The following is a 25,413-nucleotide window of genomic DNA, read 5'->3' as shown; positions in this document are numbered from 1 at the left end:
CGAGTGAGGTGCATGAAAAAGCCAGCAGGGAGTACCTACCGGCTTCATAAAAAAAGCGTCAACCTATTTTAGGACTAGACAAGAAGATGCTGTACTTTGCCAAGTTAGAGCAATGTAACGGCGGCAGCTCAATTACCCGCGACCGCCACGGATAGCTTCGATGATTTCTGTCGTTGAACAGCCATCTTCAAAATTTAGTACCCTTACCTCGCCACCAGCGGCAACCACTTCCTTACCACCGGCAATCTCTTCCGGCTTGTAGTCACCACCTTTAACCAACAGACTTGGCAAGATTTCACTGATCAGACGCTGCGGCGTTTCTTCGCTAAACGGCACCACCCAGTCAACGGCACCAAGTCCGGCCAATACAGCCATACGGCGGTCTTCAGGGTTAACCGGTCGTCCCGGTCCTTTCAGAGTCTGTACCGAGCTATCCGAGTTAACCGCAACAATCAGACGATCGCCCAGTTTTGCCGCTTCATTCAGATAGGCAACATGGCCGGCATGAAGAATATCAAAACAACCATTGGTCATGACAACTTTCTCGCCACGTGCTCTTGCCGCTTTAACAGCCTGCTTCAGCTGAGCTTCGGCAATCACACCAAAACCACTGTCCTGGCTACCGTGGATGGCCTCGGTCAGCTCAATGGTTGACAACGTCGAGGTACCCAGCTTGGCAACGACCACACCGGCAGCCGCATTGGCCAGCTTACAGGCATCCGACAGTGATTTGCCCGCTGCCAGCGATGCCGCCAATACCGAGATCACCGTATCACCGGCACCGGTAACGTCATAGACTTCCTGTGCCAATGTCGGCATATGCAGAGGTTCCTGACCTTTTTGCAGCAACGTCATACCGTGCTCGCTGCGCGTGACCAGCAGCGCCTCAAGCTCAAATCGCTCAATCAGGCCAAAGCCTCTTTCAACCAGCTCATCGTCAGTATTGACCTTGCCTACGACAGCTTCAAATTCTGAAAGATTCGGTGTCAGCAAGGTAGCACCACGATAGCGCTCAAAATCAGTCCCTTTCGGATCGACCATCACAGGCACACCAGCCTTGCGGGCCATTTGAACCATTGCCTGGACATGCTCCAGTGCGCCTTTGGCATAGTCAGACAGGATCATCGCTTTGACATTCGGCAGCGACTGCTCCAGGCGCGGCAGGATCATATCAGCCGCAACATCATGGAACCCTTCTTCAAAGTCGAGGCGGATCAGCTGCTGGCCACGGCTCATTACCCGGAGCTTGGTAATAGTCGGGTAATCCGGCAGTGAGACAAAATCACAACGAACATCCAACGACGACAGTTTTTCGTTCAGCGCTTTCGCCGGCTCATCTATCCCCGTCAGGCCAACCAGGCGAGCATGACCTCCCAGCGCTGCAATATTCATTGCCACGTTAGCCGCGCCGCCCGGGCGCTCTTCGATCTGATCGACCTTAACAACAGGCACAGGCGCTTCAGGCGAGATACGCCCGGTTGGTCCATACCAATAACGGTCTAGCATGACATCACCAACAACCAAAACACCTGCTTGATCATAATCAGGAAGAGTCAGTTTCATTATTATCTCCGGGGTAGAAAAACTGAGAAGAAAAAACCGAGAAATACTATCACAAAGCCTCGGGGCTGTTTACCTTTCATCGCCTTTACTGTTTAAGGCACTGTTGCCATACCTGCTGTACCACCTTTCGCTCGGCAACAAATTGATCTTCAGGCACATACGCCGACAGGCCCAACAAATTGAGACGGTGAATTTCATCACGCATATGGCAATAGGCCAGCTTAAGCGCCTGTACATCCTGAATACTGAGGATCTCGCACTCGGCCATCGTGTCGAAAATACGAACGTTATCAGACCAACGGGTCAGGGCCCGCTCGCCGCTGGCATGCTGTAAGACCAGATACTGGGCAATAAATTCAATATCCGTGATCCCGCCTTCATCTTGCTTGAGGCCAAACATCCCGGCTTTCTTGCTGCCAAGGTGCTCACGCATTTTATGGCGCATCTCCACCACTTGCTGCTGTAAGGCCGCCGTTTCGCGAGGTTGCATCAAAATAGCCTGCCGTACCTTGGAAAAAGCCTGCTGCAGCGGGCTGTCACCATACACCATACGTGCCCTCACCAGTGCCTGATGCTCCCAGGTCCAGGCTTCCTGCTGCTGGTATTCAGCAAAGGCCTCCATAGTGCTGACCAGCAGCCCGGATGCACCGGACGGCCGCAGGCGCACATCGACCTCGTACAGCACACCGGAAGAGGTTCGGGTCGAAAACAGGTGGACAATCCGCTGTGCCAGCCTGAGATAGAACTGGCGGCCGTCGATTTCCTTCTTGCCGGTGGTATACACATTGGCCGGACAGTCATGGAGAAACACCAGATCCAGATCAGAGCCATACCCCAGCTCCCAGCCGCCGACCTTGCCATATCCCAACACACCAAAGCCCTTGCCGTCACGCTCCTGCAGGTGGGAAGGCTCGCCATACTTCTCGACCATCTGAAGCCAGGCCTGGTTGACCACGGCCCCGATAATCGCCTCGGCCAGATAAGTAAGGTGATCACTGACTTTCATCAGCGGCAGTGCACCGGCAATATCTGCGGCGGCAATGCGCAACAGCTGTGCCTGTTTAAACTGGCGGATAGCCTCCATCTGCTGTTCCATATCCTCTTCCGGGATCCGTGCCAGGTACTCATACAGCTCATACTGATACTGATCCAGCGGTGTCGGATTATAGAGGTGCTGGGGATCCAACAGCTCGTCGAGCAAAATAGGATATTGCGTCAGCTGCTCGGCGACCATCGGGCTGGCAGCACATAGGCGGACCAGCTGATCCAGTGCGGCCGGGTGCTCGCTCAACAGCTCAAGATACGTCGTCCGGGTTGCCACCCGGGCAATCAGTTTGGTCACCCGGGCCAGAACCTGCGCAGCATCCGGGCGAGGCACAATGCGCGCCAAGACCTCCGGCATCAGTTTTGCCAGTACCTCCCGGCCACGAGGGCCTAGGGTACGCTTGGACAATTCGGCCTTCATTCCCAATAGCGTGCTGGCCTGGCTGGCGCCGTCAGAGGCCGCCAGCTCGTCAAGAATGCTGAGCACGACCTCCTCATTTTTCACCATGGCCCACATTTCATGGTATTGGGTATCGGCAGCAGAGTGGACCTCTTCTTCCTCGGACCCGATAATGTTCTCGAAGACCTGGTGAATCGCGCCCATATGACTGTCGACTGCCGCCTGCAGCGCGTCCCAGTCATCATACCCCATCGCAAAGGCCAGGCGGTGCCGGTCCAGCACTTTGTCCGGCAAGGTCTGGGTTTGCTTGTCGTCGATCGCCTGCAGCAAGTTTTCCAGCCGGCGCAAGAAGCAGTATCCCTGTTCAAGGTCGGCAACCTGCTCTTGCGGCAACAATGCCAGCTGCTTCATTGCCGCAAGAGTTTCAAGCAACCCGCGATGGCGCAGGCTAGGCTCGCGCCCGCCGCGGATCAACTGAAACGACTGGGCAATAAACTCAACTTCACGGATCCCGCCCGCCCCTAGCTTAATATTGTTGTTCAGGCCACGGCGGCGGACCTCGCTGCTGATCATAGATTTCATTCGTCGTAATGATTGGATAGCACTGAAATCGATATAGCGACGGAATACGAAAGGCCGCAGCATCTGGCGCAGTTCCTGATACTGGCTGAAGCTTTCTCGCCCCATCACCCGCGCTTTGATCATCGCATAGCGCTCCCAGTCCCGCCCTTGCTCCTGGTAATAATCTTCGAGTGCCGCATAGCTCATCACTAGCGGGCCGCTGTCACCAAACGGACGCAACCGCATATCGACCCGGTAGCAAAAACCGTCAAATGTCTGCTGATCCAGCGCCTTGATCAATCGCTGTCCCAAGCGGGTAAAAAACTGGGCATTGGCCAGACTACGTCGCCCGCCTTCGGTTTCGCCGTTTTCCGGATAGGTAAAGATCAGGTCAATATCCGAGGAAAAGTTCAGCTCGCCACCACCGAGCTTGCCCATGCCGAGGATCAACATTGGCTGCGCCTCTCCCTGAGCATTCATCGGGGTGCCCCACTCCTTGCAGCATTGGGCATACAGCCAGTTATAGGCTTCCATAATCAGGGCTTCAGCCAGCTGCGACAGATGATCAAGGCTTTGGGTCAGAGATGCCTTGCCGGTGAAATCTCGCCAGGCAATCCATACCATCTCCTGGCGGCGAAAGGCACGCAGCAAACGCATCAGGCTGTTCTCATCGGTCGCTGAAGCCAGCTTGTCAGCCAGAAGCTGGCGATACTGGCTGGCATGCTCTGTATCATCAACATGATCTGCCAGCCAGGGCAGCAACTGGCCATCCCGTACGAGCGATGCGGTAACAAAGTCACTGCAACCAAGCACCTGCCGCAGCTCCGGCAAGCGCTCCACGGGCCACAGGGCCAGCGGCTCAGAATGAGCACTCTGAATTTTTTCGATGGCTTTGTCGGCGGCGGTGATCAACGGGGCAGGCTGGTTCATCTCGATTCCTTAATTCAATTCCCTGGCAAAGCGGATTAAATGCTTATTAGCAATAACATAACACAACGCCCGCTAGTTAGCGGGCGTTGTCAGTTACCTGGCTCACGTTCCGGAAACGTGGCAGCCGTTTACAAGTGGTCGTCAGACATGAAAGGCCTGGATTTTGCCTTCCAGCTCTGTCGCATGGTTCTGCATCGTCTCCGATGTTTCCGTCAGCTCGGTGACTACCACCACCGAAGCTTCCACCAGCTCGCGAACATTGGTCAGGTTCTGGCTCATTTCATCGGCAACCGCACTCTGCTGCTCGGCAGCGGATGCGATCTGGAAGTTCATATCATTGATACGCTGGACCTGGTCAACGATCTTGTCCAGCTCGCCCCCGGCGTTGGTTACAAGATCCACCCCTTCTGCGGCTTCCACCACACTCTGCTCCATCAGGCCAACAGCCTGTTGGGCACTATTTTGCAGCAGCGAGATCATTTCCTGGATCTCGACCGTGGCCTGCTGGGTACGCTGGGCCAGATTACGCACTTCGTCGGCAACAACGGCAAAACCACGGCCGGCATCACCGGCACGCGCCGCCTCGATAGCTGCATTCAGTGCCAGCAAGTTAGTCTGCTCGGAGATACTCTGGATAGTGACAATCACGCTGCCAATTTGCTCGACACGCTCCTCAACCTGGTTCACCGCATTCGCCGACTGGCTGATATCCTGCGATAGCTGGTTGATAGTGCCGATGGTCTGCGAAACGAACTGTTGCCCCTGAGTCGCCTGCTCTGAAGTTCCTTCGGTGGCATTCGACGCTTCGCGGGCATGATCAGCCACGGTCTGGACCGTCGAGGTCATCTCGCTCATCGCCGAGGCCAGCTGGTCAACTTCGTTGAATTCTTCCTGCGCCGACTCCTTGGTCTCCATCATGCTGATCGACATGACTTCGGCAAGGCCCGATAGCTCGGCTGCCGCGTCACGCTGGTTGTGGATCACATCCTTCAGCTGTGTCCGGGTCTTTTCCAGCTCGCGGGCCAAGTCGCCGTACTCATCGCGGCAATCCATCTCAATCGGCTGAGACAGATTACGCGCAGCGAGCAGCTGAATATTGTCCGCAAGGTAGCGGGTCTGGCGCAGCATAGTGCTTGAGCCGCCGAGCAGAATCACCACAAAGGACACAATCATCAGTGCAGTCTGCCAGGCAACCTGTACCAAATAATCGTTGTAATACGCTTCGGCCTCTGACGCCGACTGTGACGCGACAACCAGCCAGTTCCACTTAGGTAGCTCGACAGCATACTCAAAGCGCTCCTGGTTACTCAGCACCAGACTACCCGCCCCTGAAAACTGGTTCAAAAAGCCAGACAGGCTATTACCGTTTTCCATTGAGGCTGTCAGCCCGTTGATTGTTTTAGCCTCGGGATGCCCGAGAAGCTTTCCGTTGTCACGCTCGACAAGGTAGAGGTACGCCCCATGGTCCCAGCTACTCGACTGAGCAGCTATCGCCTGCTCTGCCAGGGCTTTTCCTGCCTCGCCCTGAGCCAAAAACGTTGTCAGCATAGCCGCATTCGCTTCCGCCAGCTCCTGAGAGCGGTCCTGCTGAATGCTGACTACCGACTGATAAAAAGTGTTTGCATCCCATAACTGCTTTCCGATCAGCAAAACGGTACTGAATACCATTAACAGCACCAGCTTCGGCACTAGCCGAATATTGGTCAGTCCCTTTTCCCAGGGTTTGAAAACCATCTTTGCCATTTGGAATCTCCATTTAATTATTATGCTAGCCCCGGAAATAATGACGACTTTCCGTGAGGAGGCTATTGCTCCAATGCCTGCCATCACTTCGAGCAAAAAGTCCCGGCCAGACTGCCCACCCCGCAGTTGGCTATGATTTATTTTTATGCTCAAAACAATAACTGATATTCTATAGGTCGGCAGGCAATTGCGAAAATTAAATGATGAAAAAGATCGACGCGGTCAAACATGAACTTAATCCGATGAGCCTAATGGCACTGGTCCTCTCGTTCATGTCGCTCGCCATTGTGACGAGCTTAATATTTATTCCGCAAACAGACAGCGTTTACATGCTATTTGTGGGCGTTGACTCGTTCATCTGCCTATTGTTCTGGTGTCAATTATTGACTGATCTCGCGCGCAGCAATCACAAAATTCACTATCTCAAACATCATTGGCCCGACTTCATTGCCAGCATCCCGGTGATCGAACCTCTTCGCTTTGCCCGTATCGTCCAGATTTTCCGTGTCATCCGGCTGCTCCGATCCAGCCATCATATTCTCCATCATATTCGCAGCAACCGTCGTGAAGCGACAGTCGCCACCATTTTCCTGCTCCTGACAATCTTGGTCACAGTCGGTTCAGCATTGATACTGATGCTGGAAGGCAATGCTCCCGAGTCCAACATCCATTCTGCCGGCGATGCGCTCTGGTGGGTATTTGTTACTATCTCGACAGTAGGCTACGGCGATCACTTCCCGGTAACCACACTCGGGAAAATTCTGGCAGCCGTTATCATTCTTTGCGGAGTCGGTCTATTCGGTATGGTAGCAGGGTTGGTCAGCTCGCTGATTTCCGATCCTGAAAAACAACAGCAAAAAGATGCCGCCCGGCATGAAGAGGAATGGCAGCAAATGTTGGCAAGTCAACAACTGCTGCTAAAGCGTATCGATGATCTGGAACAGCGGCTCGATGCCAAAAGCGATCAGCGCGAAAGACGTACCATATAACAACGCCCCGCAATTGCGAGGCGTTTGAACATCAATAGCCATTAAGTTTACGGCCAGTAAGGCGCCAGCTCGATCCCTATCTGACGGGTTTGATCCATGGCATGAAGCAGTGACTCTTCCTTACGGGATAGCCATTTCTCGATCTGAGTGCGATCTTCGTCTTCCTGCTGTTCCAGCAACAACCTGATTGGCTCCAGCTGCTGCAGGTCTTCCATACCACGCAACAAATCCAGCCACGGCATTCTGAAACCAGCACGCTTCTCTTCGTCATACAGCTCGGCGAAACACAAGCCACTCAACAAGTTACGGTTCAGGCGTGGTTGCTGGTCGAGATAGTCAATACGGTTCAATTGGCGCTCAGCCGGAAACACGTCAGCAAGCTCTTCCCACGAGCGGTTCAGCACATGATCGGCAAACGGCTTGATATCACCGGCCAGGCGCTCACGCGACTTGTCATCAAGGAATGGCTGCCAGCCGCGGCTCAAAATCCAACGGCTAAGATCAAGCAGCAAGCCGCAATAACGGGACGACTCCAGCAGCTGCATCATCTCTTCGACTTCAGGCAACCTCTGCTGTCTTGCCTGTAGCTGTTTCATCAGTACCTTGCGCGCATTGAGCTTCTTCAGGACATGGCCTTTGTCGGCCATCAACTGTTCAATACTGGCAAACTCGCCCAGCCAGTCAAGCTCGCCTTCCAGCCACTGCAGTTCCTGGCGTACCAAGGCACTGGCGCGGCGCGGGATCATTCCACCGAAGATCACCAGTGCCTGACGGATCAGGGTCAACGCCTGATGGATCTGATACAGAGCAGGCAATTCCTGACGTTCAGCGAAAATTTGTTCGTGGTAGTGCCAGTGTCCGAGCGCATGCTCCAGGATATTAACAAAGACCGACTCAACACTCTGACCACTCCGGACAGGGACAAACGGCAGCGCAGTGACCTGATCCCCCTGATAACCGGCAGCAAGGCGATAGCCTCGCGCAGCCTTGCTCAGGTTGCCAAGGCGCATTCCGCCCTCGGCACATAATTCACGGGCCAGCGTAAACAACGCATCCGTCTGACCGGATTTCAGCTCCAGCTCAACCTCGCAAATCGGCGTGGTCTGCCCTTCGGCGCTGACTTCACCCTGATCAAAGGCCAGTTCAACCTGGCTGCCGTCTGGCATGGCAACCAGCCATTGCTGGCGTTCGAAATCGGTTGAGAATAACGGGGCTAATTGCTGTTGGACGTCAGCAACATTGACACTCTCCGGCCAGGCATCAACAGGATGCAGGGAGAGATCAGGATCGGTACCATTGATTTCAGCATTGTATTCCGGACGCTGGTGCAGTCCTGCGACCACCCGTCCTGCTGTTTTCAAGGTTTGAACAAATACATCATCAAAACGACGGACCCGCAGGCCGATATCGTGCTGGCGAAGAATTTGGTCTGGGGTGTCGAAGTAGACATTGCCTAGCATTCGACTACTTTGCTGCAAAATTTTCGCTTCAGAGATTTTGCGTAATAACTGACTCGAAAATTCTGGTGAGACGAAAAACTTCAGTTCTATCTCGGTTTCCATAGTTATACCTATAAACAGTGGCAAACCAAGGATATTTGCAATTGCCTTCCGGGGCAAGCATGAAATATCGACAAAACCTTGATCAAAAGTGGTTCCCCTATACTAACTTATAAGTTAACATGCGCGCCTCTGTGACCATCGCTCAAGAATTAGCCTCTTTAGGCGCTCTTTAGGTTGATCGGCTATGCCAGTAAATACAATTATGGGGCTCTTTGCTAAATCCCCAATCAAACCGCTGCAACGTCATGTTACTCGTGTAAATGAGTGTTGCGAATTGCTTGTTCCTTTTTTCGAGGCATGTCATGCCGGAGATTGGGAAAAAGCATCGAACTTACGTGAACAGATCTCGCAGCTTGAGAAAGATGCGGATGTGTTGAAGCGTGAGATCCGCCTGAAACTTCCTCGTGGTCTTTTCATGCCTGTCGATCGTACCGACATGCTAGGCCTCCTTACCCAACAGGATAAGCTTGCTAACCTGTCCAAAGATATCGCTGGTCGTGTCTTGGGTCGTCAGCTGCAAATTCCTGCCGAAATGTACCCGGATTTCGTTGCCTATGTTCAACGTTGCCTCGATGCAGCAAATCAAGCCAACCGTGTAATTAACGAGCTGGATGAATTGCTGGAAACAGGCTTCAAGGGCAGAGAGGTGACGCTGGTTGCTGAAATGATTAATCAGCTTGATGTCATCGAAGATGATACCGACACCTTGCAGATCCAATTACGTCAACAACTGATGTCCATCGAAGACCAACACAGTCCGGTGGATGTGATGTTCCTGTACAAAATTCTCGAGTGGGTTGGCGGTATCGCTGACCAGGCACAACGTGTCGGCTCGCGACTAGAAATCATGCTATCGCGTTCATAAGCGAGAGAATGTAACAAAAACAAGGTTTTACAATGGAAATCCTGGCTAACTACGGCACCATGATTATCATGGTGGCGGCTATCTTTGGTCTTTTGATGGCGATTGGTATTGGTGCAAATGATGTTGCCAATGCTATGGGTACTTCAGTAGGGTCAAAAGCGCTAACGGTAAAACAAGCAATTATCATCGCGATGATTTTTGAGTTTGCCGGTGCATACCTTGCAGGTGGTGAAGTAACAGACACCATCCGTAAAGGTGTTGTCGATATGTCATTTTTTGCCGATCAACCAGAAGTACTGGTTTACGGCATGATGTCTGCACTTCTTGCTGCAGGTACATGGCTTCTGCTCGCGTCTTATATGGGCTGGCCTGTATCTACAACACACTCAATTATCGGTGCTATCATCGGTTTTGCCTGTGTATCTGCAGGAACCGAGTCTGTTTCCTGGTCTTCGGTGCAAGGTATCGTCGGTAGCTGGCTTATCACCCCTCTGATCTCTGGCTTCTTTGCCTATGTGATCTTTATCAGTGCCCAACGTTTAATCTTTGATACTGATAACCCGCTGGTAAATGCCAAGCGTTTCGTACCTGTTTATATGTTTATCACAGCGATGGTCATTGCGTTGGTAACAATCAAGAAAGGTCTGAAACACGTCGGCTTGCACCTTACGGGGGGTGAAGCATGGATGGCCGCAGTAGCTGTTTCTACTGTTGTTATGATTTTCGGCTACATCTACATCGGTAAGAAGTACACTGATGATGGTAGCTCTGTTGATAGCAATGGCTATGCCGGTGTTGAACGCGTATTTAGCCTGCTAATGGTGGTTACCGCCTGTGCAATGGCATTTGCCCATGGCTCTAATGACGTTGCCAATGCAATTGGCCCACTGTCTGCTGTTGTTTCTACGGTTGAGCATATGGGTGAACTTGCTGCGAAAAGTACGATCGCATGGTGGATCCTACCGCTAGGCGGTGTCGGTATCGTCATTGGTCTGGCAACGATGGGCCACAAAGTAATGGCGACAGTCGGTACCGGTATTACGGAACTGACACCTAGCCGTGGCTTTGCCGCTCAGTTGGCAACCGCATCAACGGTTGTGTTGGCATCGGGTACAGGCCTGCCTATCTCAACAACTCAAACCTTGGTTGGTGGTGTGATCGGCGTTGCCTTTGCACGTGGTATTGCCGCCCTAAACCTGGGTGTGGTTCGTAACATTGTGGCCTCATGGGTTGTTACCCTTCCTGCCGGGGCATTGCTTGCTGTCATCTTCTTCTACGCGATGCAAGCATTCTTTGGCTAAAAGTGGTACAGGTTCAAAAGAGGGAGGCTTTGCCTCCCTCTTTTCTTGCACCCGAAGGACAAAGTTTTTAGTATTTGTGCTCTTAAAGAATACAGGCTCCTCAAGGATCATATTGTGAAGCATCTAATCAGCATCTTATTACTCGCTTGCGCCGCGGCAACCCTGCCGGCGAAAGCTGAACAGATTCGTTACATTTCTGACGACCTGTTTACCTATATGCATCGCGGCCCTAGTACTCAGTTCCGTATTATGGGCAGTGTCAATGCAGGCACCAAGGTCACCTTGCTGGAAGTCAACAAGGAAAATGGCTTCAGCAAAATCACTGACAGCCGCGGGCGTAGCGGTTGGGTTAATTCCGACTTTATCTCTCGCCAGGTTGGCCTGAAAGAGCGTGTCCCTGCGCTTGAAAAAGAGCTGACAGAAGTCAAAGCGGCGTTGGCGGATGCTCAGATGTCCGGTGATGAAAAAACCAAGAGCCTGCAAAACTCGCTGCAAATGCGCACCGAGCAAATTACCGAGCTGGAATCGCAAAACAGCCAGCTAAACGAGCAGCTGATGACCTCACAGACTGAAATTCGTGAGCTACGCGCCAAAATTGATACCCAGAAAGATGACCTGCTGATGAAGTGGTTCACCTACGGCGGTATGGTTGCCGGAGCTGGCCTGCTATTTGGCCTGATCCTGCCACACCTGATCCCGCGCCGTCGCAAGCGTAACAACGGCTGGGCATAAGGTCTGAAAAAACACATAAAAAAATGGCAGCCAGTGGCTGCCATTTTTGTCTCCGGTATTCCCTTTTACCACTCTGACAGAGCAGGCATTTCGATCAGATAGGATTCGAAGTCAAATACAACCTGTCTCGGCTCTATCCGGCGTAGCACCACACCCGGTGCAATTTCGTCACCCTCGAAAGCCTCGTGTCCATTCACCTTGACCCAACGGCTGTTGGCAACCGACGAATAGATATGAGTTTCAAAATTCAGCGGCGGAATGCGATTTTGTACCGAAGCCGGCAACTCGCCAAGTGCCACGGCCTCAATAACTGGCGCTGCGATTTCCTCCGGCTCGGGCGGTATATCAACCGGCAAGTTGTCCGTCGCAGCAATAGCGGACTTCAACTGCTGTGCAAGCTGCGGTGATAGCTCCGAATAATCGAGCCCGTCCAGCCCCCACTCCGTTTCTCTCGGCTCAGAGGAGATAATCTTTGGCTCTTCGAGGTTGCCTCCCGCCCGTCCTGAACTCGGCGGTACAGCAAGCGTCTGGCTGGCCAACTGGCGATTTAACGACGGTAACGGCTCGGTTCGCAGCTCAGGGTATGGCAAGAAACGAATTTGTGATTCTCCCTCACCTAGTATCTGTGGCAGACGCCTTGGCTCAGTTGCCGCCGTCACGGTTGTTGTCATCATAGTTGCCGTCGGCAAGGCAGGTTCCGCTCTTACAACCTGCGGCTCGGTCACGATAACCGGTCTGGACGCTGTAGCCACAGCCTCCGCGCCCCTGGTTTCCCGAAGAGGCATAACAGCGGCCGAAGAGGAAGAGTGGGTATAGTGCATGTATGCCAACGTTGCCGCAACCGGTGTTAACACTAGCACGGCAGGCAACAGCCATGACGGTACACGGCGGGCCCCCGCCGCCTGGCGCACAGGCCTGCTCGCCAAAGAAGGCTGCAGCTGATTTTGCTGATCAGACTGGGCAATAGCATTGAGCAAATTGGACATTAACTTCTCTCCGGTTGCAGCGTCGGTCCCGGCAAGTTCAACGCCGAATCAATGACCATAAGGGTTCGGGGCCCGGCAATGCCGTCCGCGCTCAGATCCTGAGCCCGCTGAAAGCGGCGAAGCTTATCCAGCAGCACCTGATCAAAACGATCGTCCCGGGTAATTTTCTCGCCCAGCAACAAGCTCAGCTGCTGATTCAGCCACACAACCCGCGGGCCCTGCTGGCCATAGCGAATCGTGGTCTTGTCCCCCAGTGGAGGCCGCCACAACAGGGTGTATTCCTGCTGCCAGCGCTGCTCTAGCCAGTCATAACTGACCGCAATGCGCTCCTCTCCCAATAGCAACTCGACGCTGTCCTGATCCAGGGCATATACCACGGCATAGAAGAGCGGCTTTCCGTCTTCCTGCAACGGCACGATAATGGGGCGGTTGATAATACTGAGTTGCTCTAGGCTGATCTTGCCCTGATGACAGCTCAGCTCGACTCGCTGACTGGTTTCGCAGTTCGCCTGATTGAGATGCGTTTCATAGCCCCACAGCCGATATAAGGTTTGCATCGCCTTGCGCTCTGAGCGGCTGTGCTCCATCAACTGCTGCCATTTAGCGGCCAGGTCGACCACCACCGGTTCTGGCTTAGCCACTTGAACTTGAGGGACCACAGCCACTGCGGCAGGCTCTGGCTGAGCAACTGATGGTTGGGCTTCTGATACTGCTGGGGCAACAGCCACTGGTGATACCAGAGATTGTCCTTGCCAATACCACAGACCAGCAGAGAGCACCCCGCCAAGTATCAGGGCACCTCCCCAAGTCGCGGCCCGGCTGCCATTGCCGCCGCCGGTATTCACTTTCATCCTGTCAGCCGTTGGCAGCTGCCAGCTCAGCACATCCTCACAGGCCTGGCTGACTATCGCCTTGTTAACCTGATGTATTGCCTGCTGGCAGGCAAGTAGCATGGCTTTGTCGCACACCAGGTTGATCAGGCGCGGAATACCGTTAGTTGCCTTGGCGACCTGGCGCGTCATCGCCGGATCAAACACGGCATAGAGGCAATCAACGGCTCTCAGGCGATAATTAATGTATTCATCTACTTCTTCCGCCGTCAGCGGCAACAGGTGGTAACGAGAGGTGATCCGCTGCGCCAGCTGGCGCAACCGCTCCTGTTGCAGCAACTGTTGCAGCTCTGGCTGACCGACCAGCACCACTTTCAACAGTTTGCGGCTGTCTGTTTCCAGGTTGGTCAACAAGCGGAGCTGCTCGAGGACATCCGGCATCAGGTGCTGCGCCTCGTCGACCAGCAGCAGGGTTTGCTTGCCCTCGCTATGGTTGGCCAGCAAATGCTGGTAAATCCGATCTGTCAGAACCTTGTAACTGGCATCATCCGGATAGTCGACACCCAGCTCGTCACAGATAGTGGCCAGCAAGTCATGGGCTGACAATGCCGGGTTCAGGATTATCGCAACCTGGGTCTCCTGGGGCAGGCGAGCCACCAGTGCCCGCAATACGGTGGTTTTTCCGGTTCCCACTTCGCCCGTCAGCAACCCAAACCCCCCGCCCCCAGATAAGCTGGCCAACATATGGGTTAACGCTTCCCTGTGGCGCTCACTGAGATAGAGGAAGCGAGCGCTGGGTACAATTGAAAAGGGGGACTCACTGATCCCGAAGAAATCCTTGTACATGCCTGATACTCTTGTTCCAGATTAGAATGATACTAGTTCTGATGATTAAATTACCCTTGCTACTCAAGATTGTATACCCTGATACCGTGATGAAGCGATCTATGATGCAAAGGATATCAGTACGATATCCCAAATTTGCTGTTGTTATACAAAAGGAGTGAAACTTGCAGACCTACCTTGTGGGTGGCGCCGTTCGTGATGCGCTGCTGGGATTGCCAGTAAAAGACAAAGATTGGGTCGTGGTTGGGGCGACGCCTCAACAGATGCTCGATCTGGGCTTTAGCCAGGTCGGCAGTGACTTTCCGGTCTTCCTCCACCCGAAGACCAAACAAGAATTTGCCCTCGCCCGCACTGAGCGAAAATCAGGCAAGGGGTATACCGGTTTTGTTTGCCACTCCGCACCGGACGTTACGCTGGAGCAGGACTTGATGCGACGGGATCTCACCGTCAATGCCATCGCTCAGACCGATAACGGCACGCTGGTTGACCCCTACAACGGTCAGCAGGATCTGCTCGACAAGCAGCTGCGCCATGTCTCACCCGCATTTGTCGAAGATCCGCTGCGGGTCCTTCGGGTCGCCCGCTTTGCCGCCCGCTTTGCCCACCTGGGCTTTACCGTGGCACCGGAGACTCTAGCCCTGATGCAGGATATGGTCGTGGCTGGCGAGCTTTCCGCCCTGACCCCCGAACGGGTCTGGAAAGAATGGGAAAAATCCCTGTCGTCAGAAAACCCGGACGTCTTTATCAAGGTACTGCGTCAGTGCGGGGCCCTTGGTGTCATCATGCCTGAAATCGACGCCCTGTTTGGCGTACCGCAGCCCGAGCAATGGCACCCGGAAGTCGATACCGGCCTGCACACCCTATTAGTTGCCGAGCAAGCCGCCAAGCTCAGCCCGGATACGGCGATTCGTTTTGCCGCCCAGGTTCATGATCTCGGCAAGGCCCTGACCCCGCCCGAGGAGTGGCCGAGCCACAAAATGCACTGCCAGACAGGCCTTGGGGCTATCAAGGCGCTCTGCCAACGGCTCCGGATCCCCAATGAATACCGTGACATTGCATTGGTGGTCTGCGCCCAGCACACCAAGGTACACCATGCCAACGAACTACGGCCTGGCACTTTCATCAAAATCTTCGACCAGGTCGACGCCTGGCGTAAGCCAGAACGGATCAAGCAACTGGCCCTGTGCTGCCGCGCCGATGTTCGCGGACGAACAGGCCATGAAGATGATCCCTACCGTCAGGCCGATATTCTGCAGGCTGTTTTTGCCGCCGCCCAAAACGTTGCCGTCAAACCTATCGTCGAGGCGGGCTTTACCGGCAAGGCCATCAAGGAGCAGCTGGCAATGCATCGCGCCGATGCGGTGAAGGCCTGTCTTGCCACCTTCGGCTAAGAAACTACGCTGGCACCACAACAGGCCAGGCTAATACGATCAAAAAGCCCGACATCACGTCGGGCTTTCTCATTGGTATCAAGTGCTGCGGTTGCTAACTCAAGGCTTACGCTTACTGGCTCAGCAGAAAGGCAATCAGTCCAGCGCCCAGCAGCAGACGGTAAATCACGAACGGCAGCATACCGAGGCGAGTCACCAGCTTAAGGAATACGTGGATACATGCATAGGCACTGACAAACGAGACTGCCAGGCCAATGCCCAGCGCACCAAATTCAATCGCCTGGCCACTGGTCACCAGCTTGGTGCCAAGGTAGCCGCCCGCCAGCAAAATAATCGGAATCGACATCAGGAACGAAAAGCGCGCGGCGGCCTCGCGGGTAAACCCAAGGTGGAGTGCCGCCGTCATGGTAGCCCCCGAGCGAGAGGTACCCGGGATCATCGCTGCCGCCTGTGCCAGACCGATAAACAACGAGCGCTTCCAGTCAGCCTGATATTCGTTGTCCTGCTGGGTTGCCCGGACATCGACCCACCATAACAGCAGACCAAAAAAGATAGTCGTCGCCGCAATGACCCAGGCCGAGCGCAAATAAATCTCGATAATGTCTTTCATGAAGAGGCCGAAAACACAGGCTGGGATCGTCGCAAGAACGATCATCCAGGCCAGCTTGGCTTCGGCGCAGCGCCTGCCCTGAAAAATAGAGCCGATCCAGGCCCCGAGCAATGCAACAACTTCCTTGCGAAAATACAGCATGACAGCCGCCAGCGTGCCGACATGTACCGCGACATCAAAAGCCAGCCCCTGATCGTCCCAACCAAAGACCTCGGAAGGCAAAATAAGGTGGGCCGAGCTTGAAATCGGCAAAAACTCGGTCAGCCCCTGGATAAGTGCCAACACAAAGGCTTCAAAATGACTCATCATTTATCCTTCAACATGCAATCCGTTCTACAGGCCATAGGGCCTGAGAGGGTTCAAAAGAGTGCCATAACTGGGCAATGGTCCGACCGTCACCGGGAATAACCAGATCCGGACACAGCTCCATCATAGGCCGTAAAACAAAGGCAAACTTATACAAGTCAGACCGAGGCAACATCGGGGCCTCAGCCTGTACCACGTCACCAAACAGCAAGATATCCAGATCCAGGGTCCGGCTCTGGTTTTTCCGGGCATCAGGCGCCCGTCCGTACTGCAGCTCTAGCTGCTTCAGGATCTGCTGCAACCTATCAAGCGGCAATGACGTATTGATAGCAGCAACGCAGTTGTAAAAGTTCGGCCCGCAGAAACCGACAGGCTCGGCTTCAAAAATTTGTGAGACCTGAAAGTCAGTGCCCAGTTTTTTCAGTTCGGTAATAGCGGCACGAATATGGTATTCGCGGTCGATGTTAGACCCAAGACTGATATAAGCGGTGATCACTTGCTGCCCCGTTCAATCAGCACCCCGACTCCGCGGGCGTTGGCCACAGCCCCCGGCTTGGTGACCCGGACTCGGATCCACGGCACGGAAAATTTCGTCATGATCAGGCTGGCAACTTCCTCGGCCACACGCTCGACCAGCAAAAAGCGGCCGCCCTGAATATATTCGGTCACCGCCTCGCTAACCGCGGCGTAGTCCAGGGCATAGACCACATCATCACTCTCGGCCGCAGGACGGTTGTCGTGCGCCATTTCCAGGTCAAGCACAAGCTTCTGCTTAATAGTCTGTTCCCAGTCATACACCCCAATAGTGGCGATAACCTCAAGATGTTCGATAAATACTGAATCCATGTTCAATCGCTAATTTTGTTAGAGGTCGGATACCTAATTTGAGCAAAAACGCGTATTATCAGGTCGTAATCGTCAAAAATGATGACATTCATCCCTTGCTCGGCATAACGCCGCAAGCAGGTCGCAAGCACTATACCACAGTCATTGTGCCAAAGCGGAATGAAAGTCAGGGTCAGATCTGGCGTAAAGACGATACTTATTTACCAGCAATACTTTGTCACCAGCAACTGGAATTTTGCATGACACCACTCGCGCTTCTGATCATTATTGCCGCCTACCTGCTTGGTTCCATATCAAGCGCCGTACTGATCTGCCGACTTTACGGCCTGCCGGATCCCCGGGACAGTGGCTCCGGCAATCCGGGAGCCACCAATGTCCTGCGCCTTGGCGGGCGCGGCGCAGCCGCCATGGTGCTGGTCTGCGACATCCTCAAGGGCATGCTGCCGGTCTGGCTTAGCTACTGGATCGGTATCAACCCGTTCCTGCTCGGTATTATCGGCATCGCCGCCTGTCTCGGCCATATCTATCCGATCTTCTTCCACTTCCGTGGTGGCAAAGGCGTCGCTACAGCCCTGGGGGCTCTGGCACCGATAGGCTGGGATCTGAGCGGGATGCTGATTGGGACCTGGTTGCTGACCGTGTTGATCTCGGGCTACTCGTCACTCGGCTCGCTGATCACGGCACTGGCAGCCCCCATGCTTACCTGGTTGGTCAAACCTGAATACACCATGCCGGTATCCATGCTCTCTTGCCTGATAGTCCTTCGCCATCACGACAATGTACGTCGCCTGCTGGAAGGAAAAGAAGGGAAAATCTGGAATAAATTCAGCCGCAACTCCAAGCATTCGGGTAACAACTCGTAGCGCTGCTCTCCGATACCGGTTATTGCGGCCGATAAACTTACACGCTTACTCGCTGATCGGTTGTAGCTGATCGATAGGCCAACGAGGATGCGCCTTCACACTCAAATCCATGGTTTCATGGTTTTTCAGGCGCTGCATTCCTGCATACGCAATCATCGCTCCGTTATCGGTACAGAACTCAGTGCGAGGGTAGAAGACTTCCCCTTTCATTCCGGTCATCAGCTTTTCCAGCTCCAGGCGCAAGTATTTATTGGCGCTCACACCACCGGCAATCACCAGGCGCTTGAACCCCGTTTGCTTGAGGGCACGCTTGCATTTGATCGCCAACGTATCCACTACCGCTTCCTGAAACGCGAATGCAATGTCGGCACGTGTCTGCTCGTCGTCGTCATTGGCCCGGATCGTATTCGCCGCGAATGTCTTCAGCCCCGAGAAACTGAAATCCAGTCCCGGGCGGTCAGTCATCGGACGCGGGAACTTAAAACGCCCCGGCGTACCTTTTTCAGCCAGACGCGACAGCAGCGGGCCACCCGGATAGTCCAGCCCCATCAGCTTGGCCGTCTTATCGAACGCCTCACCGGCGGCATCATCAATCGACTCACCCAGAATCTGATACTCACCAATGCCTTTTACTTCAACCATCATGGTATGACCGCCGGATACCAGCAGGGCCACAAACGGGAATTCAGGCGGATTATCTTCCAGCATCGGCGCCAGCAGGTGGCCTTCCATATGGTGAACCGCTACCGCGGGTAAATCCCATGCGTACGCCAAGCTGCGGCCGATTGTCGCACCAACCAGCAGGGCACCGACCAGGCCCGGTCCTGCAGTATAGGCAACCCCGTCAAGATCGTCCGGAGTCAGTCCGGCATCAGCCAATGCTGCCTTGATCAGCGGAATGGTCTTCTTTACATGGTCACGTGAAGCCAGCTCAGGAACTACACCACCGTAGTCCGCGTGCAGTTTTACCTGGCTGTAAAGTTCATGTGCCAAAAGGCCTTTTTCATCATCGAAAATTGCAACGCCTGTTTCGTCACAGGAGGTTTCGATGCCCAGTATACGCATAACAACCTCTATACTTATGGTAATTGGGGGCAATACTACCGTCCTTGACAGAAATTAACCAGTTCAGGGTTGCAGAATGCTTTACAAATGCCCCCAGATCAGATTAGAATTTCGCACCATTTTTAATCAGCTGACACTTTTGAACGTCAGCGTTAACCGAATCACTCTGAGGTGAGTATTACATGCCAGTAATCAAAGTACGTGAAAACGAACCGTTTGACGTAGCACTACGTCGTTTCAAGCGCTCTTGCGAAAAAGCAGGTATCCTTTCAGAAGTACGTCGTCGTGAGCACTTCGAAAAGCCTACTACTGTACGTAAGCGTGCGAAAGCAGCGGCAGTTAAGCGTCACCTGAAGAAATTGGCTCGCGAAAACGCGCGTCGCGTTCGTCTGTACTAATCGACCGATTAACAGAAGGAACGTGTTATGACTCTGACTGAACGTCTAAAAGACGAACAAAAGGCGGCGATGAAGGCGAAGGACAAACCTCGTCTTGGTACCATCCGTCTTGCTCTTGCTGCCGTTAAACAGCGTGAAGTTGACGAAAAGATCACTCTTTCCGATGACGACGTGCTGGCAGTACTGACCAAGATGGTCAAGCAACGCCGTGACTCTGTAGCTCAATACGAAGCTGCAAGTCGACAGGATCTTGCTGATGTAGAGCTTGCTGAAATTAAGGTGCTGGAAGAGTTTATGCCACAACCACTGAGCGACGACGAAGTTGCTGCTCTGCTGGATGAGGCAATTGCTGCGACCGGTGCTGCCAGCATGCAAGACATGGGCAAACTGATGGGTGTGCTAAAGCCTAAAGTTCAGGGTCGTGCCGATATGGGTAAAGTTAGCCAGTTAGTGAAAGCGAAGCTTAGCTAAAACTAACCCAATTCTGCAACAAGCCGTGCTATCCATCCAGGAATGCGCGGCTTGTTTGTATTTTAGCGTCAATAAATTACAATTTTACTCCCGAACTCTTCAGGTAATGCTCTCTCTATGGCAGGAAAAATCCCTCGTACTTTTATCGATGATCTCATTGCACGACATGACATCGTGGATATTGTTGATGCCCGGGTAAAACTGAAGAAGCAAGGCAAGAACTTCGGAGCTTGCTGTCCTTTCCATAATGAGAAGACCCCGTCTTTTTCTGTCAGCCAGGAAAAACAGTTCTACCACTGCTTTGGCTGCGGTGCCCATGGTAACGTGCTTGATTTTGTCATGGAGTTTGACCGCCTGGATTTTGTCGAGGCCATTGACGAGCTCGCCTCTCAGCTTGGATTGGAAGTTCCCCGCGAACAAGGCAGCGGCGGCGGTGCCTCGGCCCCGCGCAGCAAGGAAAAGCTCGGCCTGTACGAAATGATGGGGCAGATCTCCCAGTTCTATCAGTCACAGCTGCGTACCCAGGAAGGCCAGGTTGCCATTGACTACCTCAAAGACCGCGGCCTGTCAGGGGAAGTAGTCAAGAAGTTCGGAATCGGTTTTGTTCCTGATCAGTGGGATATGGTCCGTACCCGTTTTGGCCGGGATGCTGAATCGCAAAAATCACTTGTTACAGCAGGCATGCTGATCGAAAACGATAATGGTCGTCGCTATGACCGTTTCCGTGGCCGAGTGATGTTTCCGATTCATGATCGCCGCGGCCGGGTGATCGGCTTTGGCGGCCGGGTACTGGGTGACGGCACGCCCAAGTACCTCAACTCGCCGGAAACCCCGATCTTCCACAAGGGGCGCGAGCTCTATGGCCTGTATGAGGTCCTGCAGGCCCACCGTGAACCAGAAAGGCTTTTAGTTGTCGAAGGCTATATGGATGTGGTCGCCCTGGCCCAGTTTGGCGTTGACTACGCCGTCGCCTCGCTAGGTACCTCTACCACCGGCGATCATATTCAGATGATGTTCCGCCAGACCGGTACCGTTGTCTGTTGCTACGATGGTGACCGGGCCGGACGCGATGCAGCCTGGCGTGCCATGGAGCAGGCGTTGCCCTACCTTACCGATGGCCGCCAGCTGAAATTCATGTTCCTGCCCGACGGCGAGGATCCGGATACCTATATCCGCCAGTTCGGCAAAGAGGGCTTTGAACGCCAGGTCGACGAGGCCATGTCACTGTCGGAGTTCATGTTCAATTCGCTGGTTGCCCAGGTTGACATGAGCAGCAAGGAAGGCAAGGCAAAGCTGAAAACGCTGGCCAAGCCGCTGTTGGAAAAAGTAGCCGGTGAAACCCTGCGAGAATACCTGCTAAATGCACTAGGCTATAATTTAGGGTTACCACCCGATCAGATCAGGCTTGAACTAAAGCGAGATGACACGCAACGGCCACGACAGCCCCAGCAAAACATCAAGCGAACGCCGATGCGTGACGTTATCGCCCTGCTGCTGCAAAACCCGCGTTTTGTCAGCAGCCTCGAATTTGATATGGCGGCGTTTGAAGATAATTCGGTCCCTGGGCTAAATTTATTGATATCAGTAGTTGATAAATGCCGATCGAACCCCAATATCACTACAGGCCAGCTACTAGAGTACTGGCGTGGCAGCAAAAACGAGAACATGATGGCGCGTCTCGCCGCCTGGGAGCTGCCCCTCGCTAAAGACGAGGACAACACTCTAGATGTATTTATGGACGCAATGGACAAAGTTTTAGGCCAGTGCGTCAAACAACAAATTGAAAAGTTGCAGGCTAAATCGAATACCGTCGGCTTATCAGTCGAAGAGAAGCGGGAGTTGCAGTTATTATTACTCAACCGTCCCGGCTAGTAAGTGGTCAACAATTAAGAAGTTTGTTATAATTATTGGTTTGCATTTTTGCATACTACATTTTCACTCAGACCCGAAGTTGGATATCGTCTATGGAGCAAAATCCGCAGTCTCAGCTTAAGTTACTTGTCGCTAAAGGCAAAGAACAAGGCTATCTGACCTACGCCGAAGTAAATGATCACCTACCGGAAGACATTGTCGATTCCGATCAGGTTGAAGACATTATTCAGATGATCAATGACATGGGTATTAAGGTGGTTGAAACAGCCCCTGATGCCGATGAGTTGATGATGACTGAAGATAATGCGGACGAAGACGCGATTGAAGCCGCCGCTCAAGCCCTGTCTAGCGTGGAAAGCGAGATCGGCCGTACTACCGATCCGGTACGCATGTACATGCGTGAAATGGGTACCGTAGAGCTACTGACCCGTGAAGGCGAAATTGATATCGCCAAGCGCATTGAAGATGGTATTAACCAGGTTCAGTGTTCAGTTGCCGAATACCCGACAGCTATTGCGCACCTGCTTGAGCAGTTCGACAAAGTTGAAGCCGATGAGCTTCGTCTTACCGACATTATTTCCGGTTTTGTTGATCCGAACGAAGAGGAAACAACAGCACCGACAGCAACCCATATCGGCTCCGAGCTGAGCGAGTCTGATCTTGAAGACGAAGACAAAGATCTTGAAGACGGCGACGACAGCGACGATGAAGACGAAGAAGACGCTGGTATTGATCCGGAACTAGCCCGTGAGAAGTTCATGGAACTTCGTGATTCTTACGAGAAGATGGCTATCGCAATCAATACACACGGTCGTCATGATGCGAAAACCGAAGTGGCTGTCGAAGAGCTTTCCGACATCTTCAAACAGTTCCGTCTGATCCCGAAACAATTTGACCGCCTGGTCAGCTCACTGCGTGAATCAATGGATAAAGTGCGTACTAACGAACGCATTATCATGCGCATGTGTGTCGATAACAGCAAGATGCCGAAGAAAACCTTCGTTAGCTTGTTTGCAGGCAACGAGTCTTCTAGCGAGTGGATCGACGAAGCACTGAACTCTGGCAAACCTTATGCCGAGCGCCTGAAGAACTACGAAGAAGATCTTCGCCGCTCTGCCCTGAAGCTACGTCTACTGGAAGAAGAGACAGGCCTGTCTATTGAGCGTATCAAGGACATCAGCCGTCGCATGTCTATCGGTGAAGCCAAGGCTCGCCGTGCCAAGAAAGAAATGGTTGAAGCAAACCTGCGTCTGGTTATTTCTATCGCCAAGAAATACACCAACCGTGGACTGCAGTTCCTGGACCTGATCCAGGAAGGTAACATCGGCCTGATGAAAGCCGTTGATAAGTTTGAATACCGCCGTGGTTACAAGTTCTCGACTTACGCAACATGGTGGATCCGTCAGGCAATCACCCGTTCTATCGCTGACCAGGCACGTACCATTCGTATCCCTGTTCACATGATCGAGACCATCAACAAACTGAACCGTATCTCTCGCCAGATGCTTCAGGAGATGGGCCGGGAGCCATTGCCGGAAGAACTGGCTGAACGCATGCAAATGCCGGAAGACAAGATCCGCAAAGTTCTGAAGATTGCCAAAGAGCCAATCTCAATGGAAACCCCTATCGGTGACGATGAAGATTCGCACCTAGGTGACTTCATTGAAGATACCACGCTTCAGCTACCAATGGATGCTGCGACGGCAACCAACCTGCGTGGCGCAACCAATGATGTTCTGGCCGGCCTGACGCCTCGTGAGGCGAAGGTACTGCGTATGCGCTTTGGTATCGACATGAACACTGACCATACCCTGGAAGAGGTTGGTAAGCAGTTCGACGTTACCCGTGAGCGTATCCGTCAGATCGAAGCCAAGGCACTGCGTAAACTCCGTCACCCAAGCCGCTCAGACGTTCTGCGCAGCTTCCTTGACGAATAATCGCCGGGCCCAAGCCGATAACAATCCAAAAGCGAGCCGAACGGCTCGCTTTTTTGTCTCTGCGATTTGGTTTGAAGATCAACATCTTATACTGGCCATCCAACACGAGTATTTTTTCTTTAACTGCTTAAAAAGCAAACAAAACACCCTATTTATTCGCTAGACAAGCGCCAGACCATCCCATATAATTTCCCGCACACTGGCCCCTTAGCTCAGTGGTTAGAGCAGGCGACTCATAATCGCTTGGTCCGCAGTTCAAGTCTGCGAGGGGCCACCAGATTGAAGAAAGGCTGATAGGGAAACCTATCAGCCTTTTCTGTTTCTGGGCATTCTATTGCGTTTTTCGTCCCGTCATTAACGTCCTAGACACGTATCTCCGATACGTGCTGGTGCAACCTTGTCCAGAATCTGATTCAGCTCTTTCCAGTCGCTAGCCATTTTGCTCGCCTGAGCCTGAGTGAGCACCGAGCCGTATTTCTCCACGCGATCATCTTCAACCTTGGTGTAGTGGAAAATAGTCATATCAACGGATGCATCATCCTTGTAGGCTTTTTCCATATTCACGACATTCTTCTTGCTGTCGTCGACAAATACGACCTGACTGAATTTCTGGTCGGTCTTATCAAGCACATACTTCAGCATGGTGCCCTTGTTCATACCGGTCGTCATCATGATGCCGTTGATGTAGCTTAACGCTCGCTTAGGGTTGTCGATATACACCGGGATATCATCAGAGGCCTTTTCTTTTAGCGGAGATATTGTCATGTCAAACTGATTTCGATACATCTCTCGCTCAGTTGCATAGCGATAGTTCGGCGAACGCGACGTCAGTGCCATTACCGTCACCCCGCTGTCCTGCCAGCCTCGAACTGTTGCCGGAACATTATCTTCAATCGTTTTCATCGGAACCAACTCATACAGCAGGCCGATAGAGTCCTGAAATAAGCAATCAACCTTAGCGCCATCTGCCGGTTTCACATCCAGTTTTCCACGCTGCCACTGGTACCAAATGTCACCGCCAAGATCAGAGGTCGTTGTCAGCAGGGTATTATCGATATCAATCACCACCAAAGGATTTTCGGCCTTGGCAGTCAACGCACTAACTTTGTCCGCAACGTCTTGAAATTTATCTGTCTCTTTTACAACAACGTCAGCAAAGGTGTTGGCAGCAAAAAGAAGAGTACACAGAGATGCTATTGTTCTTATTTTCATGGAATTCCCTTAACTTCAATCCATATGAATAAATGGGTTAATGATCAGAATACAGCTGACATAACAGGGAAACTGTTATGTTATAACATT

Annotated in this window: 21 protein-coding genes and 1 tRNA gene; 11 read left to right on the top strand and 11 right to left on the bottom strand. The window is 52.9% G+C overall.

Annotation, left to right across the window (positions count from 1 at the left end; genetic code table 11):
• Positions 1 to 132: 132 nt before the first annotated feature.
• The 3 genes from hldE to BIT28_RS10820 all read right to left on the bottom strand — a co-directional run bounded on the left by hldE (position 133) and on the right by BIT28_RS10820 (position 6,241).
• Positions 133 to 1,563, bottom strand: a complete 1,431-nt coding sequence (hldE, locus tag BIT28_RS10830) for a bifunctional D-glycero-beta-D-manno-heptose-7-phosphate kinase/D-glycero-beta-D-manno-heptose 1-phosphate adenylyltransferase HldE (protein WP_075763565.1) — start codon at positions 1,561 to 1,563, stop codon at positions 133 to 135.
• A gap of 85 nt (positions 1,564 to 1,648) precedes the next feature.
• Positions 1,649 to 4,498, bottom strand: coding sequence for a bifunctional [glutamate--ammonia ligase]-adenylyl-L-tyrosine phosphorylase/[glutamate--ammonia-ligase] adenylyltransferase (glnE, locus tag BIT28_RS10825; RefSeq protein ID WP_075763564.1), 2,850 nt, complete (start codon positions 4,496 to 4,498; stop codon positions 1,649 to 1,651).
• Positions 4,499 to 4,639: 141 nt separating this feature from the next.
• Positions 4,640 to 6,241, bottom strand: coding sequence for a methyl-accepting chemotaxis protein (locus tag BIT28_RS10820; RefSeq protein ID WP_075763563.1), 1,602 nt, complete (start codon positions 6,239 to 6,241; stop codon positions 4,640 to 4,642).
• Between the two features lie 203 nt (positions 6,242 to 6,444).
• Here BIT28_RS10820 and BIT28_RS10815 point away from each other — a divergent pair, with 203 nt between their 5' ends.
• Positions 6,445 to 7,230, top strand: a complete 786-nt coding sequence (locus tag BIT28_RS10815; protein ID WP_075763570.1) for a potassium channel family protein — start codon at positions 6,445 to 6,447, stop codon at positions 7,228 to 7,230.
• Between the two features lie 47 nt (positions 7,231 to 7,277).
• Here BIT28_RS10815 and BIT28_RS10810 read toward each other — a convergent pair whose 3' ends face one another.
• Entirely contained in the window at positions 7,278 to 8,792 is a 1,515-nt protein-coding gene (locus BIT28_RS10810; RefSeq protein ID WP_075763562.1) for a CYTH and CHAD domain-containing protein, read from the bottom strand.
• A gap of 184 nt (positions 8,793 to 8,976) precedes the next feature.
• Between BIT28_RS10810 and BIT28_RS10805 the strand changes: the two genes are divergently transcribed.
• The 3 genes from BIT28_RS10805 (at position 8,977) to BIT28_RS10795 (ending at position 11,690) form a co-directional block, all read left to right on the top strand.
• On the top strand, positions 8,977 to 9,657 hold the full coding sequence (locus BIT28_RS10805; RefSeq protein ID WP_075763561.1) for a TIGR00153 family protein: 681 nt from the start codon (positions 8,977 to 8,979) through the stop codon (positions 9,655 to 9,657).
• 32 nt (positions 9,658 to 9,689) lie between these two features.
• Positions 9,690 to 10,958: an inorganic phosphate transporter gene (locus BIT28_RS10800; protein WP_075763560.1), complete on the top strand. Its 1,269-nt coding sequence runs from the start codon at positions 9,690 to 9,692 to the stop codon at positions 10,956 to 10,958.
• Between the two features lie 114 nt (positions 10,959 to 11,072).
• Complete coding sequence (locus BIT28_RS10795; protein ID WP_075763559.1) at positions 11,073 to 11,690, top strand: TIGR04211 family SH3 domain-containing protein; 618 nt, start codon at positions 11,073 to 11,075, stop codon at positions 11,688 to 11,690.
• 65 nt (positions 11,691 to 11,755) lie between these two features.
• On the opposite strand, the gene BIT28_RS10790 is transcribed toward BIT28_RS10795, so the two are convergent.
• Together BIT28_RS10790 and BIT28_RS10785 are read right to left on the bottom strand one after the other, a co-directional pair.
• Complete coding sequence (locus BIT28_RS10790; protein WP_075763558.1) at positions 11,756 to 12,676, bottom strand: general secretion pathway protein GspB; 921 nt, start codon at positions 12,674 to 12,676, stop codon at positions 11,756 to 11,758.
• Positions 12,676 to 14,352: an ExeA family protein gene (locus tag BIT28_RS10785; protein ID WP_083651786.1), complete on the bottom strand. Its 1,677-nt coding sequence runs from the start codon at positions 14,350 to 14,352 to the stop codon at positions 12,676 to 12,678. The genes BIT28_RS10790 and BIT28_RS10785 overlap by 1 nt, the downstream gene beginning before the upstream one ends.
• Before the next feature lie 164 nt (positions 14,353 to 14,516).
• Between BIT28_RS10785 and BIT28_RS10780 the strand changes: the two genes are divergently transcribed.
• The gene (locus BIT28_RS10780; RefSeq protein WP_075763557.1) at positions 14,517 to 15,743 is read left to right on the top strand and encodes a multifunctional CCA addition/repair protein; all 1,227 of its coding nucleotides are present in this window, start codon (positions 14,517 to 14,519) and stop codon (positions 15,741 to 15,743) included.
• 112 nt (positions 15,744 to 15,855) lie between these two features.
• Here the strand turns inward: BIT28_RS10780 and BIT28_RS10775 are convergent, their stop codons facing one another.
• The 3 genes from BIT28_RS10775 to folB are packed head-to-tail and all read right to left on the bottom strand — an operon-like array spanning position 15,856 to position 17,505.
• Positions 15,856 to 16,659, bottom strand: a complete 804-nt coding sequence (locus BIT28_RS10775; protein WP_075763556.1) for an undecaprenyl-diphosphate phosphatase — start codon at positions 16,657 to 16,659, stop codon at positions 15,856 to 15,858.
• Positions 16,660 to 16,669: 10 nt separating this feature from the next.
• Positions 16,670 to 17,155: a 2-amino-4-hydroxy-6-hydroxymethyldihydropteridine diphosphokinase gene (gene folK / locus BIT28_RS10770; protein ID WP_075763555.1), complete on the bottom strand. Its 486-nt coding sequence runs from the start codon at positions 17,153 to 17,155 to the stop codon at positions 16,670 to 16,672.
• Entirely contained in the window at positions 17,152 to 17,505 is a 354-nt protein-coding gene (folB, locus tag BIT28_RS10765; protein ID WP_075763554.1) for a dihydroneopterin aldolase, read from the bottom strand. Before folB ends, folK begins: the two co-directional genes overlap by 4 nt.
• Positions 17,506 to 17,744: 239 nt before the next feature.
• Between folB and plsY the strand changes: the two genes are divergently transcribed.
• Entirely contained in the window at positions 17,745 to 18,368 is a 624-nt protein-coding gene (gene plsY / locus BIT28_RS10760; RefSeq protein ID WP_075763568.1) for a glycerol-3-phosphate 1-O-acyltransferase PlsY, read from the top strand.
• 45 nt (positions 18,369 to 18,413) lie between these two features.
• On the opposite strand, the gene tsaD is transcribed toward plsY, so the two are convergent.
• Entirely contained in the window at positions 18,414 to 19,433 is a 1,020-nt protein-coding gene (tsaD, locus tag BIT28_RS10755) for a tRNA (adenosine(37)-N6)-threonylcarbamoyltransferase complex transferase subunit TsaD (protein WP_075763553.1), read from the bottom strand.
• 182 nt (positions 19,434 to 19,615) lie between these two features.
• Here tsaD and rpsU point away from each other — a divergent pair, with 182 nt between their 5' ends.
• The 5 genes from rpsU (at position 19,616) to BIT28_RS10730 (ending at position 24,388) form a co-directional block, all read left to right on the top strand.
• Positions 19,616 to 19,831: a 30S ribosomal protein S21 gene (rpsU, locus tag BIT28_RS10750; RefSeq protein WP_005301411.1), complete on the top strand. Its 216-nt coding sequence runs from the start codon at positions 19,616 to 19,618 to the stop codon at positions 19,829 to 19,831.
• Between the two features lie 27 nt (positions 19,832 to 19,858).
• Positions 19,859 to 20,302 (top strand): GatB/YqeY domain-containing protein, encoded by a 444-nt coding sequence (locus BIT28_RS10745; RefSeq protein WP_075763552.1) that lies wholly within the window; start codon positions 19,859 to 19,861, stop codon positions 20,300 to 20,302.
• A 117-nt stretch (positions 20,303 to 20,419) separates the two neighbouring features.
• Complete coding sequence (gene dnaG, locus BIT28_RS10740; RefSeq protein ID WP_075763551.1) at positions 20,420 to 22,174, top strand: DNA primase; 1,755 nt, start codon at positions 20,420 to 20,422, stop codon at positions 22,172 to 22,174.
• A 92-nt stretch (positions 22,175 to 22,266) separates the two neighbouring features.
• Positions 22,267 to 24,111 (top strand): RNA polymerase sigma factor RpoD, encoded by a 1,845-nt coding sequence (gene rpoD / locus BIT28_RS10735; protein ID WP_075763550.1) that lies wholly within the window; start codon positions 22,267 to 22,269, stop codon positions 24,109 to 24,111.
• 201 nt (positions 24,112 to 24,312) lie between these two features.
• Positions 24,313 to 24,388 (top strand) — tRNA-Ile (locus tag BIT28_RS10730).
• A 77-nt stretch (positions 24,389 to 24,465) separates the two neighbouring features.
• On the opposite strand, the gene BIT28_RS10725 is transcribed toward BIT28_RS10730, so the two are convergent.
• A complete protein-coding gene (locus tag BIT28_RS10725) occupies positions 24,466 to 25,323 on the bottom strand; it encodes a DUF2608 domain-containing protein (RefSeq protein ID WP_075763549.1) in 858 nt (285 codons plus the stop codon).
• Between the last annotated feature and the right edge of the window lie 90 nt (positions 25,324 to 25,413).

This window comes from Photobacterium proteolyticum, from assembly GCF_001939735.1.
Taxonomy (GTDB): domain Bacteria; phylum Pseudomonadota; class Gammaproteobacteria; order Enterobacterales; family Vibrionaceae; genus Photobacterium; species Photobacterium proteolyticum.
Note: the sequence above shows the minus strand (reverse complement) of the source record. Positions and strands in the feature narration are given on the sequence as shown.

Coding starts and splice junctions, on each gene's coding strand:
- BIT28_RS10815 (WP_075763570.1), top strand. CDS start 6,445: ATGAAAAAGATCGACGCGGTCAAACATGAACTTAATCCGATGAGCCTA.
- BIT28_RS10745 (WP_075763552.1), top strand. CDS start 19,859: ATGACTCTGACTGAACGTCTAAAAGACGAACAAAAGGCGGCGATGAAG.
- BIT28_RS10800 (WP_075763560.1), top strand. CDS start 9,690: ATGGAAATCCTGGCTAACTACGGCACCATGATTATCATGGTGGCGGCT.
- rpoD (WP_075763550.1), top strand. CDS start 22,267: ATGGAGCAAAATCCGCAGTCTCAGCTTAAGTTACTTGTCGCTAAAGGC.
- BIT28_RS10725 (WP_075763549.1), bottom strand. CDS start 25,323: ATGAAAATAAGAACAATAGCATCTCTGTGTACTCTTCTTTTTGCTGCC.
- glnE (WP_075763564.1), bottom strand. CDS start 4,498: ATGAACCAGCCTGCCCCGTTGATCACCGCCGCCGACAAAGCCATCGAA.
- BIT28_RS10805 (WP_075763561.1), top strand. CDS start 8,977: ATGCCAGTAAATACAATTATGGGGCTCTTTGCTAAATCCCCAATCAAA.
- tsaD (WP_075763553.1), bottom strand. CDS start 19,433: ATGCGTATACTGGGCATCGAAACCTCCTGTGACGAAACAGGCGTTGCA.
- hldE (WP_075763565.1), bottom strand. CDS start 1,563: ATGAAACTGACTCTTCCTGATTATGATCAAGCAGGTGTTTTGGTTGTT.
- BIT28_RS10820 (WP_075763563.1), bottom strand. CDS start 6,241: ATGGCAAAGATGGTTTTCAAACCCTGGGAAAAGGGACTGACCAATATT.
- BIT28_RS10785 (WP_083651786.1), bottom strand. CDS start 14,352: ATGTACAAGGATTTCTTCGGGATCAGTGAGTCCCCCTTTTCAATTGTA.
- plsY (WP_075763568.1), top strand. CDS start 17,745: ATGACACCACTCGCGCTTCTGATCATTATTGCCGCCTACCTGCTTGGT.
- folB (WP_075763554.1), bottom strand. CDS start 17,505: ATGGATTCAGTATTTATCGAACATCTTGAGGTTATCGCCACTATTGGG.
- rpsU (WP_005301411.1), top strand. CDS start 19,616: ATGCCAGTAATCAAAGTACGTGAAAACGAACCGTTTGACGTAGCACTA.
- dnaG (WP_075763551.1), top strand. CDS start 20,420: ATGGCAGGAAAAATCCCTCGTACTTTTATCGATGATCTCATTGCACGA.
- BIT28_RS10775 (WP_075763556.1), bottom strand. CDS start 16,659: ATGAGTCATTTTGAAGCCTTTGTGTTGGCACTTATCCAGGGGCTGACC.
- BIT28_RS10810 (WP_075763562.1), bottom strand. CDS start 8,792: ATGGAAACCGAGATAGAACTGAAGTTTTTCGTCTCACCAGAATTTTCG.
- BIT28_RS10790 (WP_075763558.1), bottom strand. CDS start 12,676: ATGTCCAATTTGCTCAATGCTATTGCCCAGTCTGATCAGCAAAATCAG.